This window comes from Sulfobacillus thermosulfidooxidans (genome assembly GCF_001280565.1).
Lineage (GTDB): Bacteria > Bacillota > Sulfobacillia > Sulfobacillales > Sulfobacillaceae > Sulfobacillus > Sulfobacillus thermosulfidooxidans_A.
The window spans coordinates 1,532,488-1,545,140 of record NZ_LGRO01000001.1 but is presented as its reverse complement, the minus strand read 5'-3'; the positions used below and the strand labels follow the sequence as shown (position 1 = coordinate 1,545,140).

Genomic DNA, 12,653 nt, shown 5'->3' with positions numbered 1-12,653 from the left:
AGTCCTTACGGACTAATAGCAATGAAAAAATTAAAATAAAATAATGCAAACTGACTAGGCAAACTAGTTCGCAAGAGCTATAATAAAACCAGTTCAAAAGTATCACATATGGGAGGCGTTTATCATGGCTCAATACGAACCCGGCATGGAAATGATCGCAGCGGAAAATCGATCGGGATGGCTTCAATCGGAACTGATAGATGTAGCGGTATTTGGGTTGTTTTTCGTATTGAGTGCTCTCTTTGTGATAATGGCCGGATATTTTGTTATGGCATGGTTATAGAATTGGGGCCGAATGAAGCACAAAAAAACTGGCGGTTGCCAGTTTTTTTATTGATTTGAAGGCGTCACGTTGAGATCTAAATACATTCCATAGCCGAGGTGGCCCGGTCGGAGACAAGCCAGCCGGTAATGGCGGGGCCGGTTTGGCGTCATAAAGGTAAAGACGGCGTAGCTATGTGGGCCAATAATGCCCTGAAGTGGAGCCGATATACTGGCACCGGCAAGGATGGGACGAGTGGCGCTCAGCCCATGGGGACCAATTAATGCTAAGGAATGGAATTGATGGGGCGCGTTGTTAATGAATGTTACTGTGACCCGGGTACTTTCTGGAATATTGATGGTCATATTGCCGTTATAACCGCCGTTGAGGTTATAGCCGTTGTTCATGTCATTAAAATGGGCGATCACCATCAATGTTGCAGTATGTCTTCGGGGATCAATTTGCAACCACTGTGCAGAAGATGAGCGAGAAGGATGGCTAGGAAAACCCAACACAAAAAAAAGGGACGAAAGTAATGTCAACAATCAAAGCCTCCCGCCATGCGCGAGGCTTTCATTTCGAACCCTATCGCCGGGGTTTTTTCCACGTGATTTCCGGCACTTCTTCTTGTTGACGAAGAAAATGATCGCCTTCGCGCGATATCATATAGTACGTATGATTGCGGTGTTTGACACTTTTCATACGTCGGTGATAATACTTGACAATCCGGCCTTCCACCCGTTCAATGAAGTTCAGCGATTCTAAATAATTGAGGCGTTCACGCATAGCCGCTACATCCATGTTAAAGCGTGCGGCTAATAATTTCGCATAATCTGGCCCTAGCGTTTTAAAATACTTCAGGAGCTTAATATCTGTCTCATCGAGTTTACGGTCCATAATCCACCCCGTCGTATGAGATATCTGTGTGTTGTTGAGCGCGTTCAGGTTTTTTGAGCCAAATAAGCCATTCGTGATCCACTATCGGGTCATGGCGGTTCCAGCTAAATTGATCATCGTCATCACAAGATAAGGTAAATGTCCTGACATCGCGATGCGTTATACGAATGACTTCGCAGCCTTGCATATGGGCAAAGGCTTTCGCTTCACGCACCAAGAAAGATTTGTCCGAGATTATTTGGAGGCATTCCCCGTGATTGACGGTTTCCATAGCACGCGCAATATCGAGAATCACGGGTCTAAGCGTTTTGGTCGGACAATAAATCGTTTTCATAATTTACCCTTTCGTAAACGAAAACCTGAACCATCATGCCGATAGCAGCATTTTTACCGTTACATGTTCACATTTTAACACAGCTCATGAATCCTTACCAAAAGGCAGGCGATCGTTGGCCTATAGCCACGATCGCCAAATAACAGACTATTGTATACTTTTTCAAGATTTGAGAAATCAAGTGGTGGACATACTCGGTGAGCCTGATGAGACAACTTTAACAATGTCCCATTGTCCGCTTGTAGGGGAATTATTGTTATTACCATTTAGAACATTTGCTAATTTATAGGTTCCGACTTGTGTCGCAGTAAAACTAAATGATTGCGACTGTCCCGGTAAGAGTCCTGCTGAAGGGTTAACCATGACTTGCTGATAGGGCATACCGGCATTAGGAAATGCTAAATGGTCATGCTTATAAATCCCTATGGCTTCGGGAATAGGACCATTGTTCACAAAATCCATGTTGACGTGATAACCGACCGGAATGGTCACGACCAATTGCCCGTTGGTATATCCGTCAAAAGTATTAACCTGTTGACTACTACTGTATTCCCCGACAATTTTCAAGTCCACAGTTTTTGAAGCGGGATGAACTTGCATAAATTGTGATGCATCGATTGGAGCTGTGCCACAACCGGCCAATCCGACGGTGGCTAATCCTATGGCGGCGATTGCCCCCCACTTTGTGACGTGTTTCATTGACGTTCCTCCTGCTACACTTGTCAAGTTATCAAAATTATCTATCTCATCCCAAGGAAGGGATGAACAAGGATTAGTACATAGAAACCATACCATAAAATTAAGCAAAACGACTAGATTTTCTTCACTTTGTTCCAAAAATATGGTGGAGATTCTTCCTATTAACGGGATTCTTTCAAGAATTTGTTGAAACTATTACTTGACAGTTACGTTGACGGGCGGGATGCGAGAGCACTCTGACCAACCCATAACACTAAATACGAGGGAGCGGTAGAACTCGTGTCCAAGTTTTCAATAATGCTGCTAGCGCTGTTGGCCAGTCGGTCCGCAGTCGTCGGCGGAATCTTTTGGATGAGAATGGTGTACGTTTTACGAGATAAGAGCATGTAATGATTGTGCATAATACGGAGTAATAGCGAGTCGATGCGACGATTTGTCACGGGTACAGCTGTATTGAGACTGGGATTATCGGTAATTCCCCGGTACATTCCGACATTAAATGTGGTGCGGCCATCGGTAATCCACATCGCTGGGACACTTAATCCGCGCCAATTACTAGGAACCCCCATACTGGCGTTATTGAGGCTGTTATTAATCAAATTTGCGTAAAGTGAGGTAGGCGAAGATGACAAGGGATTAATCATGACAGTCGAGGGCTTGACCATTTTTCCCGATAGCAAAGGCACGGGCCATCTGCGAACCATGTGGGCGATTTGTGTGCCGGTTATCGGAGCAACGGTTTCAGGGGCCGAGGAACCACAGCCCGTTAACAGGACAGGAAGAATAAAGACAAAGCTTGCTAAAAAAAATTTGCGATGCATGACTATACCCTCGATTCTCTATGAAATCAATAAAATCATTCCGAGTATAACGACCTAGAAATTTTCTGACAAGCCCATCGCTTTCGGATGAGAAAACCCTATATCTTTGTCAAACAGTGTATAGTAGTAATATTGCTAAAGGATAGCCATGGGCACCGTAGACAATGAACGATGTAGGAGGTAGATAAAGTGGTTTCCATGAAACGTTCGGATTTAACTAAAAAGACACGGCGAAAACGAGGACGATTTTGGGCGTGGCTTCTAGGCATAATCTTGATATTAGGCATGGCGGGATATGGCGTATATCAATATTATGCGAATCCGAAAAACTTGTTGTTGACACCCAAAGTAATCCACTATAACCAAGCCTCCGGCAATCCAGCATTCGATCATCGCATAACATTTTTACTTATGGGAAGTTCATTGGCGACGGTAAACAATCAGGTTATCAAAAATGGTAAAGTGCGTGACCGGGCCGATACCATCATTCTCGTGTCTTTCGACCCGCAGACAAAAAAAATTGGCGTGTTATCCATTCCCCGCGATACGAGGGTCTTTATTCCTGGCATTGGTAAAACGAAGATCGCAGAGGCTACGTATTTTGGCGGTGTCCCGGAAATGATCCGGGTGATTCAAAATACGTTTCATGTGCCCGTTGATTATTATGCTTATATGAGCATGTTCCAATTTGAAAAAGTCATTAACGATATGGGCGGACTGACAGTGAATGTGCCGCAAAATGAAGTCTATGAAGCCAATGGGGATCCTTTGGGCATTAATTTAAAGAAAGGGATTCATCATTTAAATGGTAAACAAGTTTTAGAATTTGCACGGTTTCGGGAAACGCAGATGGGTGATATTGGTCGAATTCAACAGCAGCAACAGCTATTACGAGATATAGCTCAACAGATGTTGAAACCTCAAAATATTATTCATTGGCCAAAAATCGCTCATGACGTTATTCAAGCCCTGAGTTATACGAATCTCTCTGTCAATCAATTAATTGCATTAGGGTTAGCTGCTCAACACGTACCACTTCATACCGTCCGTTTCGCAACAGTGCCGGGATATGGATCGACGTATATGGATCCGTATATGCATCAACAGCTTAGTTATTGGACGTATGACCCGCATTTAACCAATATCTTGATTCAAGATGTATTATTAGCTTCGCCATTAACGAAAGCGCAAAAGAAAAGCTTAAAAATATTTGTTGCGAGTGGAACCAGCACGCTTGCTCCCGCCGAAGAGTTAGCACACCTCTTAACAGCGCAAGGTTATAGTGTGGTGGGAATTGGATGGGCTAATCACCATAATCATCACCGCACCGTCATTCTAAACACCACGGGGGATAAGTGGTTGGGTTCGCGATTGGCATCGTTAACGGGTCCGTCAGTCAATTCTTTTACGGCGTATCATACAACACCGTGGGATGTCAAAATTACGGTTGGAAGTGATTTTTCTCCACCAAAATCGTAAGAAAAGACAATGAAAAACTCGCCCCATCAAGAGGCGAGTTTTTCATGAACACCGGATTATTTGAAATAAATGGTGACTTTCGCCTGTTTTTCAATTTTTCCTGCAAAAGTTTGATAGGCGTTTCCCTGGGCGGTTTGGAGCAAGTTACTTTTAATTTCGCTTTCAACCTGACTGAACGGACTTTCTTGAGCGGCTTTAGTCGCTTGTAACTCAATCACATCATATCCGTGGGATCCTTGAGTGACGCCGATCTGTCCGGGTTTGAGTGTGCTAATTTCTTTATAAACTGCTGGTGACAAAGATTGGAGGGAATCTGCGACCCACCCAATTTCTCCGCCCTTGCTTTTTAGTGCGCTATTGATAGTATCTTTTTGCGCTAATGCCGAAAAACTAGCTCCTGCCTTTAACTGCTTTTCAATAGCGCTAGCTTCAGCCTGTGTCTTGACTGTAATTTCGCGCAGTTCGACTTGAGGAGTGCCCGTAAAATATTGTGGATTGGCTTTGTAAAAAGCTTCGGCGGCGGCAGTGGAAATCGGTTTAACATTTTTCGTGGCCTGATTATAGGCTTGCTGCAATATCATTTGTTCGGTGAGATAATCCGTTAATTGCTGGTATGTCACGCCTTTACTTTTCAACATTTTCTCAAGGCCAGTTTTTCCGCCGACTTGAGGTTCAATGGACTTAGTAATAACGGATGTGGCAGACGCTTTGGCTTGGGCTTGAGTAATGAGATGGTGGGCGAGTGCCCAATCTTCTACACTTTTTTCTTGGACTAAATATTTAACCTCATTAACCTTTTCGGCATGTGTATTCGGCAAAGTGGAACCGTTGAAAAGCTCCGTCATGCGGACCATGGTATTCAACTGCGAATTGGTAATATCTGTACCGTTGACGACCGCTAGAGGTTTGGCCGCTGTAGTGGATGATTGTCCACAGCCAGCCAAAGCTGCAGTACCTAGGGATACGACTATAGTGGCACCAATAAATTTATATAACCGTTGTGGGTTTGCCATGCTGCACCTTCCTTTGTTTATCCTGCTACATTCTGCCCCACCAATGTTGCAAAAATGTTTCGGACCAATCATACTTTCCCAGTGTACTCGAGTTCTAAACCTGGTACAACCGCGCTTATGCTACCTAGGAAGACAAGGGCTCTCCCTTATTTGGTCAATGAGACTTTTGCTTAAACCGATATAGGCCTGTCCAAATAATTTCAGGTGAACCAAGGCATGATATAGTTGGTAAATGGGTTTTTTGCAGGGATAATGCGGATCCGAACCCATTGTGAGCCAGTAAGAGTGATAAAACGAACGGGGAAATCCTCCGAAAAGCTCTGAGAAAGCAATGTCCGATACGGGATCGCCATAATAACTAGCCGGATCGATGACATAAGGAGAACTGTCGGATTGCCAGAGGAAATTCCCGCTCCATAAGTCACCATGGACCAATGTGGGAAATGTCACGGTCTGATTCAAAAATTGTCGGATTGGGGTTTCATAGTCTTTTAATGAGCCAAGAAAGGGATATTGGCTGGATAATGATTTGACTAGGGGGGCGAGACGGATTTCCCAATAAAAATCGCCGGCCATGAAATAATTTGAAGACGGATGCTGAACAATACCAATGCCGTTTCCCCATGGCAAAGAGAAGGAACTTACAACGTGTTGATGGACTTTGGCAAGGCGTTCACCGAAAATGTGACCAGCTTTTTCTTTATAAGCGGTCGATCCGTGGTCTATCCATGACAAAACAAGAAAGGAATCATGGCTTAAGATCACGTCGGGAACTGGCCATGCTGCCTGTTTTAGAGCCTTTAACGCTGAAGCCTCACGCCGCGCTATATGGGTATCTTTTATCCAAGAAGGGTCGTAATATTTAACAAAATAGCGGGACGTACGGGTAGATAGCACATAGCTTTCGGCCAATGAACCGCCCGTTAGTGGCGTCAGGGTTGCCTTGCCAAAATACTGAATGATCAATTCTTGCCAAGAGGACATATTCCACCGTCCTTATTTGTTATTCTCAGTGGTGAATACCTTCCTCAAGGTTGCAACGAGCCACTGGATCTCGCTTATCCTGTTACTATGAATAGTAATAGATGAAACCCCTTCCAGGAAACGGCTTGTTCTCTTCGCCACTCTACAAATCTATCGACAGCTAAGAAAGGATAGGGGACACACTATCAACCCTGCTATTGTTTTCCAAGACATCTATATATGCGTCCACTGTATTTACGCAGAATCTGAATGGGAGAATGAGAAAAGTGTCACGGGACCCTTAGAAAGTGTTTTGATGATGAGCAGGATCGAGGCGAGCGCCGACCAAATTTATTGTTGTTTGTGAATACCCCCATAGGCCAGAGAAATGAGGTGCTTTAGCCTAAGCCGCCAAGAACAATGGGTTGTTCGTCCAGGCAAACAGACAAAGCTTTATTAGAGAACTTAAAAGCCTCTTTAGTCTTGACTCACACTGTTTCATGACAACTCTGTTTTATGCATCGCGAGCTTTATCCTCGGGGAGATCACGTCCGTAAACGCATGGGATTGTCTGTATATAGGGAAATAATAAGATTTAGCAATTGCCAGCCATATGGGCTTATGATATCGTCAATCATACCTGGTGGGGTAAATCATGACAGAGGATCACACCGTCGTATCCTTTCTCTCCGTGAATATTGACAGGAAGTTCGCAATCGGAGATAAATTGAATAATATTCGCAGTTTTGAATAAGTCGATGACTATTTTACCGCACGTGCGGTCTGGAGGTTATATGAAACATGATTATTGCCGTTCCTCGTGAGCGGGGCCCTCGAGAGCGCCGCGTTTCACTTGTACCAGAAACGGTTGCCCGTCTCACGAAGTTAAATCATCAAGTGCTTGTGGAAGAGGGGGCCGGAATTGAATCTGGATTTTCCGATCAGCACTACCGGGACGCAGGGGCAGAAATTGTGAAACCGGATGTCCAATGGATGAAACCCGCGAATATTGTGGTGACTGTTCAAAATTCTGATTTTGGGCCGTCATCACCGTATGCCTATTTAAAACCAGGAACCATCATTATCGGTATGCTTGGGCCCTTGTCATCCCCGCCTGAAACATTTGAATTAATGTTGCAGAATAAACTGACCGCATTTAGTATGGATGCGATTCCACGGATAAGCCGTGCTCAAAGTATGGACGTATTATCCTCCATGAGTACAGTAGCCGGATATCGTGCCGCCTTAATTGGCGCTGAACAACTTCCGCGCTTTTTTCCCTTGTTGATGACCGCAGCTGGTACCATTACCCCGGCTCATGTGTTGGTTTTAGGAGCGGGTGTTGCGGGTCTTCAAGCCATTGCGACGACCCACCGTCTTGGGGCGGTTGTCCAAGCGTTTGATACCCGTCCCGTGGTGCGAGAACAAGTCGAAAGTTTGGGTGCCTCTTTTTTGACCTTGGAAATTCAAACGCAGCAAACTCAGGACGGATATGCCCAAGCGTTGGCGGAAGACCTTCATCAACAAGAAATTAAACTGTTGTCTAAACCCGTGGCGGAAGCAGATGTGGTGATTACCACGGCCCTCATTCCGGGAAAACCTGCTCCTCTTTTGGTGACCAAAGAGATGGTGGCTAATATGCGGCCTGGTTCTGTGATTGTCGATTTAGCGGCCGAGACAGGAGGAAACTGCGAATTAAGTCGACCCGGAGAACGAACGGTAACCGACAATGGGGTGATTATTGAAGCGCCATTGAATATTACTTCCCAATTGGCTCCCCATGCCAGCCAACTGTATTCGCGCAATGTTTTCAACTTCCTGACGCATTTATTTTCCATGGGGTTGGGACAAGAAGGGAAAGAACTAGATTTCAGCGACGAAATTGTCGCACGTACCATGATTCTGCGCGATGGCCAAATTTTGCATGATGTATTGGCTAAACGCATGACACAGGTAAGGAGTTGATTGCTGAATGTCTAGTCATTTGCTCATTGAAGTCTATATTTTCGTGTTGGCTGTTTTTGTGGGCTTCCAGCTGATTTCTAAAGTGCCCTCTGTACTACACACCCCTTTGATGTCAGCCACCAATGCTATTCACGGAATTATCCTCGTTGGCGCTATTGCCTTAGCCGCGTCTGTCCATGGAGCATTGGATGTGGCCATTAGCGTGGCTGCCGTATTTTTGGCGACACTCAATGTTGTCGGGGGCTATGTGGTCACCGATAGAATCTTAGGCATGTTTAAGAAAAAATCTGCCGAACGGCCTACGGAGTGAACAGTAGATGAATATTCTTTTGCAAGTCGGCTATTTATTGACCGCTATTTTATTCATTCTCGGCGTCATGCGCTTACGTTCACCAGCGACAGCGCGTTCGGGAAACTTAATCGCGGCCAGTGGTATGGTAATTGCCTTTATCGTTACCGTGATTCGTTATCACTCATTTTCCTGGGGACTCATTGGTTTGACGCTCATTCTAGGTGCTATTGCGGGAACATACGCTGCCAAAAAGGTACGGATGACGGCTATGCCTCAGATGGTGGCATTATTCAATGGCATGGGCGGCGGTGCAGCCTCTTTGGTGTCTATTGGCGAACTTCATTCGAATTGGGTCCATGGGATTTCCTCACCAGGGGCCTCAATCAGTGCTTTGTTGACAGTATTGATTGGATCGCTAAGCTTTACAGGAAGTTTACTCGCCTTTGCCAAATTACAAGAATGGGTGAGTGGCCGGCCAATTACCTTTGGCGGACAAAAACTTTTTAACGGCATTTTGTTGTTAGTCGCTGTGGTCTTAGGTATTTATATGAGCGTATCCGGTGGCACGCAAGATTTCACATTATTAACCATTTACATTATTCTTGCGGCAGTGTTGGGATTTCTGGTCGTTCTTCCCATTGGTGGGGCGGACATGCCTGTGGTGATTTCCCTCCTCAATGCGTTTACAGGACTAGCCGCTGCCGCAACCGGATTTTTGCTGGCTAATAACGTGTTAATTATTGCCGGTGCTTTAGTCGGGGCTTCTGGAACCATTCTGACGCAACAAATGAGCCGGGCCATGAATCGGCCGATTCAAAACATTATTTTTGGTGCATTTGGGAAAGTGGCGAGCGGTGCGCCTGGTGCCGTTGGCGAGAGCGATGGCGTGGTTCAAACCGCTAATGTGGAAGATGTAGCCACCATTTTGGCATATGCCCGCAACGTAGTCATTGTTCCGGGATACGGATTGGCAGTCGCCCGGGCCCAGCAAGAGGTACGGCAATTGATGGAGAAATTGACTGAACGTGGCGTTAATGTGCGATTTGGTATTCACCCGGTCGCCGGACGGATGCCCGGTCATATGAATGTCTTGCTGGCGGAAGCTGACGTGCCTTATGACAGCCTATATGAAATGGATGCGATTAACCCACAATTCCCGCAGACCGATGTCGTTTTGGTCATAGGGGCTAACGATGTGACCAATCCTGCGGCGCGAAATCAACCCGGTAGTCCCTTATATGGTATGCCAATTTTAAATGTGGATCAGGCGCAGCGGGTCATCGTTCTCAAACGTGGTATGAATCCGGGTTTTGCGGGCATTGACAATCCGCTTTACACCAATCCCAAAACGTCGATGCTCTTCGGTGACGCCAAATCGTCCTTATCCCAAATCATTCGCGCCTTGGATGAGGTGTAACATCGAGCAAACTACTGAAGTTTAAAAAGGGTGACCCATATGGGTCACCCTTTGTTTTGCGTGTCAGGTAAGGTGGGTAAGATTGTTTGGGCAATATTCGCGTCGAGCGACTCGTAATCCCAATAGCGAATGAGGTCATAAAGTTCTTGACGGGTTTGCATATCCTCTAGGAGATTGATCTGGGTGCCGGTCGCTGCCAAGGTTTGATATAACCGTTCATAAGCTTTAGCCGCCACACGCAGCGATGATACGGGATAAATCACCATCCGGTAGCCCCAATCTTCAAATTCCTGTGCTGAATAGTAAGGAGTTCGGCCAAACTCCGTCATATTGGCCAATAATGGAGCGGGGATTGAACGTGCCATCTCCTGAAAACTGTCCGGAGAATCGAGAGACTCAGGAAAAATGGCATCGGCTCCTGCTTGAATATATTGCGTGGCGCGCTCAATGGCCGATGACAGGCCTTCAACGCTGTAGGCGTCTGTCCGGGCCACGATCACCATGTCAGGAACCACCTGTTTGATGGCTCGAATTTTGGCCACCATTTCGTCCGCGGTAATGAGGCTCTTGCCATTGAGATGACCACATTTTTTGGGTAAATCCTGATCTTCAATTTGAATCGCAGCGACACGAGATTCTGCCATTTCACGGGCGGTTCGGGCAGCGTTGAGAATTCCGCCAAATCCGGTATCAACATCAACAAGTAGGGGAAGATTGGTCGCTCGGATGATGTCTCGTGCTCTCTCCGCTACCTCTGACGCACTGATTAAACCAATGTCCGGTAGGCCACGGCTCGCCGTATAGGCTGCGCCCGATAGGTATAAAGCCTGAAACCCCACGGATTTCGCTACGAGGGCGGCCATTGCGTCGTGCGCGCCAGGAATTTTTAATATATGTTGACCTTGCATTAATCCACGAAATTGTTCGGCTAAATCCTTCTGCGATAAGGGTTCTTCAAAAAGCCAAGCCATCAGATACACCCCCTTGCTATAACTTCCATGGTTTAATAAACTCGAGCACACTCATATTGTCAAAGTCCGGATCGTGGAATAATTGCAACAAACGATCCACCTTATTAGGCACGTACCACGATAGTAAATTCGAATGAAGCTTGTGCATCAAGGGTTCTTCGGCTTCGTGGCGGCGGTTGCGGTGGCCAATAGGGTATTCGACTGTAATCTTTGGTGTCATGGATCCATCTTGAAAATAAATCTGAATGGCGTTAGCAATAGAGCGTTTGTCAGGATCCAGATAGTCCTGGGAAAATTGCGGGTTTTCTTTAACCGTCATTTTGGCGCGCAAACGATCAATCTCGGGATTCATGGCGGCTTCATCCAAATAATCTTCCGCGGTTAAGGAGCCTTTTAACAAACCTACGGCGGTCATATATTGCAAACAATGATCACGGTCGGCGGGATTCTGTAATGGTCCCGTTTTGTTGATAATGCGCATGGCGGATTCTTGGGTTTCAATAACGATTTCAGCAATTTCATCAAGACGTTGGGAAACCAGTGGATGAAGCCGAATAGCCGCTTCTACGGCCGTTTGTCCGTGAAATTCCGCCGGATACGAAATTTTAAACAAGACATGTTCGATGACATATGAACTCAACGGTTGAACCAAGCGAATAGGATTGTGATGCATGACAACATCGTTAAAACCCCATTCGGGGGCGGAAAGAGCTGTTGGATAACCCATTTCACCGGTTAAAGCCAAAAAACTGAGGCGCACAGCACGACTGGTTGCGTCCGCTGCGGCCCAGGATTTGCGTGATCCCGTATTAGGAAAATGGCGGTACGTCCTTAAACTCCCGTTATCAATCCATGCGTTGGACAAGGCATTAATGATTTGTTGACGGTTAGCTTCTAACAGGTAGGCGCTTAGAGCGGTGGAAGCAATTTTCACAAACAAAACATGATCTAGTCCGACACGGTTTAAACTGTTGCCCAAGGCAAGGACTCCTTGGATTTCATGCGCTTTAATAATTGCCGTGAGGACCTCATGCATGGATAAGGGAGGTCGAGAATCTTGCATATTCTGCTGGCTTTTCCAAATCGCCGTGGCCAAAATCGCACCAATGTTGTCAGAAGGGTGTCCCCATTCTTGCGCGAGCCAAGTATCGTTATAATCCAACCACCGGTTCATACAGCTAATGCTAAAAGCGGCTTGAATGGGATCGAGTTCAAGATATGTGCCGGGAATGGGGCAGCCTCCTAAAGATGTGGTCCCTGGGACCCATGGCCCAATTAATTTCCGGCATTCTGGATAATTGAGAGCCAATATTCCAGAACCCATCGCATCAAATAAGACCCATTTAGCCATATGATAGGCTTCTTGACTCGTGATGGGAGTTGTCAAAACATAATCGGCAATTTCGGTTAACACGCTATCAGGAACCATGGAGGCTTCACCTTTATGATGTGACAATCACAACAGTCCTTTCTCTTCAAAAATCCCGTGACAATCTTATCCGTAAAATCACTAGGATCGAACCCGATATTTGAACCCGGT

At 45.9% G+C, this 12,653-nt stretch carries 14 protein-coding genes; 5 read left to right on the top strand and 9 right to left on the bottom strand.

The annotated features are described in order from the left end of the window. The first annotated feature begins 124 nt into the window (after positions 1-124). Complete coding sequence (locus AOA63_RS19745; RefSeq protein WP_171822653.1) at positions 125-283, top strand: hypothetical protein; 159 nt, start codon at positions 125-127, stop codon at positions 281-283. Positions 284-330: 47 nt separating this feature from the next. Here the strand turns inward: AOA63_RS19745 and AOA63_RS07760 are convergent, their stop codons facing one another. The 5 genes from AOA63_RS07760 to AOA63_RS07740 form a co-directional block, all read right to left on the bottom strand. Beyond that, entirely contained in the window at positions 331-807 is a 477-nt protein-coding gene (locus AOA63_RS07760) for a sulfocyanin-like copper-binding protein (protein WP_053959162.1), read from the bottom strand. A 40-nt stretch (positions 808-847) separates the two neighbouring features. Further along, positions 848-1,159 (bottom strand): DUF2250 domain-containing protein, encoded by a 312-nt coding sequence (locus tag AOA63_RS07755; RefSeq protein ID WP_028963040.1) that lies wholly within the window; start codon positions 1,157-1,159, stop codon positions 848-850. Continuing rightward, on the bottom strand, positions 1,149-1,493 hold the full coding sequence (locus AOA63_RS07750) for a hypothetical protein (RefSeq protein WP_053959161.1): 345 nt from the start codon (positions 1,491-1,493) through the stop codon (positions 1,149-1,151). The genes AOA63_RS07755 and AOA63_RS07750 overlap by 11 nt, the downstream gene beginning before the upstream one ends. Positions 1,494-1,670: 177 nt before the next feature. Continuing rightward, positions 1,671-2,192 carry a sulfocyanin-like copper-binding protein gene (locus tag AOA63_RS07745; protein ID WP_053959160.1) on the bottom strand — a complete coding sequence of 174 codons (522 nt, stop codon included), beginning with the start codon at positions 2,190-2,192 and terminating at the stop codon, positions 1,671-1,673. Positions 2,193-2,398: 206 nt separating this feature from the next. Then, positions 2,399-3,013 carry a hypothetical protein gene (locus AOA63_RS07740; RefSeq protein ID WP_053959159.1) on the bottom strand — a complete coding sequence of 205 codons (615 nt, stop codon included), beginning with the start codon at positions 3,011-3,013 and terminating at the stop codon, positions 2,399-2,401. A 198-nt stretch (positions 3,014-3,211) separates the two neighbouring features. On the opposite strand from AOA63_RS07740, the gene AOA63_RS07735 reads away from it, so the two are divergent. Continuing rightward, positions 3,212-4,492, top strand: a complete 1,281-nt coding sequence (locus AOA63_RS07735; protein WP_242848373.1) for an LCP family protein — start codon at positions 3,212-3,214, stop codon at positions 4,490-4,492. Positions 4,493-4,548: 56 nt separating this feature from the next. On the opposite strand, the gene AOA63_RS07730 is transcribed toward AOA63_RS07735, so the two are convergent. Beyond that, a complete protein-coding gene (locus tag AOA63_RS07730) occupies positions 4,549-5,505 on the bottom strand; it encodes a peptidyl-prolyl cis-trans isomerase (RefSeq protein WP_053959157.1) in 957 nt (318 codons plus the stop codon). A gap of 120 nt (positions 5,506-5,625) precedes the next feature. Next, the gene (locus tag AOA63_RS07725; RefSeq protein WP_053959156.1) at positions 5,626-6,489 is read right to left on the bottom strand and encodes a fructosamine kinase family protein; all 864 of its coding nucleotides are present in this window, start codon (positions 6,487-6,489) and stop codon (positions 5,626-5,628) included. 780 nt (positions 6,490-7,269) lie between these two features. Between AOA63_RS07725 and AOA63_RS07720 the strand changes: the two genes are divergently transcribed. The 3 genes from AOA63_RS07720 to AOA63_RS07710 are packed head-to-tail and all read left to right on the top strand — an operon-like array spanning position 7,270 to position 10,142. Next, on the top strand, positions 7,270-8,433 hold the full coding sequence (locus AOA63_RS07720) for a Re/Si-specific NAD(P)(+) transhydrogenase subunit alpha (protein WP_053959155.1): 1,164 nt from the start codon (positions 7,270-7,272) through the stop codon (positions 8,431-8,433). Positions 8,434-8,440: 7 nt separating this feature from the next. Further along, entirely contained in the window at positions 8,441-8,743 is a 303-nt protein-coding gene (locus tag AOA63_RS07715) for an NAD(P) transhydrogenase subunit alpha (protein ID WP_020373213.1), read from the top strand. Positions 8,744-8,750: 7 nt separating this feature from the next. Continuing rightward, entirely contained in the window at positions 8,751-10,142 is a 1,392-nt protein-coding gene (locus AOA63_RS07710; RefSeq protein ID WP_053959154.1) for an NAD(P)(+) transhydrogenase (Re/Si-specific) subunit beta, read from the top strand. 44 nt (positions 10,143-10,186) lie between these two features. Here AOA63_RS07710 and prpB read toward each other — a convergent pair whose 3' ends face one another. Beyond that, positions 10,187-11,113 carry a methylisocitrate lyase gene (gene prpB / locus AOA63_RS07705; RefSeq protein WP_053959153.1) on the bottom strand — a complete coding sequence of 309 codons (927 nt, stop codon included), beginning with the start codon at positions 11,111-11,113 and terminating at the stop codon, positions 10,187-10,189. Positions 11,114-11,129: 16 nt separating this feature from the next. Next, entirely contained in the window at positions 11,130-12,542 is a 1,413-nt protein-coding gene (locus AOA63_RS07700) for a bifunctional 2-methylcitrate dehydratase/aconitate hydratase (protein ID WP_053959152.1), read from the bottom strand. Positions 12,543-12,653: the final 111 nt, after the last annotated feature.

What these genes read in the sequence shown, in the direction of transcription:
- AOA63_RS19745 (WP_171822653.1), top strand. Translation starts at nt 125, where the DNA reads ATGGCTCAATACGAACCCGGCATGGAAATGATCGCAGCGGAAAATCGA.
- AOA63_RS07755 (WP_028963040.1), bottom strand. Translation starts at nt 1,159, where the DNA reads ATGGACCGTAAACTCGATGAGACAGATATTAAGCTCCTGAAGTATTTT.
- AOA63_RS07750 (WP_053959161.1), bottom strand. Translation starts at nt 1,493, where the DNA reads ATGAAAACGATTTATTGTCCGACCAAAACGCTTAGACCCGTGATTCTC.
- AOA63_RS07745 (WP_053959160.1), bottom strand. Translation starts at nt 2,192, where the DNA reads ATGAAACACGTCACAAAGTGGGGGGCAATCGCCGCCATAGGATTAGCC.
- AOA63_RS07740 (WP_053959159.1), bottom strand. Translation starts at nt 3,013, where the DNA reads ATGCATCGCAAATTTTTTTTAGCAAGCTTTGTCTTTATTCTTCCTGTC.
- AOA63_RS07735 (WP_242848373.1), top strand. Translation starts at nt 3,212, where the DNA reads ATGAAACGTTCGGATTTAACTAAAAAGACACGGCGAAAACGAGGACGA.
- AOA63_RS07730 (WP_053959157.1), bottom strand. Translation starts at nt 5,505, where the DNA reads ATGGCAAACCCACAACGGTTATATAAATTTATTGGTGCCACTATAGTC.
- AOA63_RS07725 (WP_053959156.1), bottom strand. Translation starts at nt 6,489, where the DNA reads ATGTCCTCTTGGCAAGAATTGATCATTCAGTATTTTGGCAAGGCAACC.
- AOA63_RS07720 (WP_053959155.1), top strand. Translation starts at nt 7,270, where the DNA reads ATGATTATTGCCGTTCCTCGTGAGCGGGGCCCTCGAGAGCGCCGCGTT.
- AOA63_RS07715 (WP_020373213.1), top strand. Translation starts at nt 8,441, where the DNA reads ATGTCTAGTCATTTGCTCATTGAAGTCTATATTTTCGTGTTGGCTGTT.
- AOA63_RS07710 (WP_053959154.1), top strand. Translation starts at nt 8,751, where the DNA reads ATGAATATTCTTTTGCAAGTCGGCTATTTATTGACCGCTATTTTATTC.
- prpB (WP_053959153.1), bottom strand. Translation starts at nt 11,113, where the DNA reads ATGGCTTGGCTTTTTGAAGAACCCTTATCGCAGAAGGATTTAGCCGAA.
- AOA63_RS07700 (WP_053959152.1), bottom strand. Translation starts at nt 12,542, where the DNA reads ATGGTTCCTGATAGCGTGTTAACCGAAATTGCCGATTATGTTTTGACA.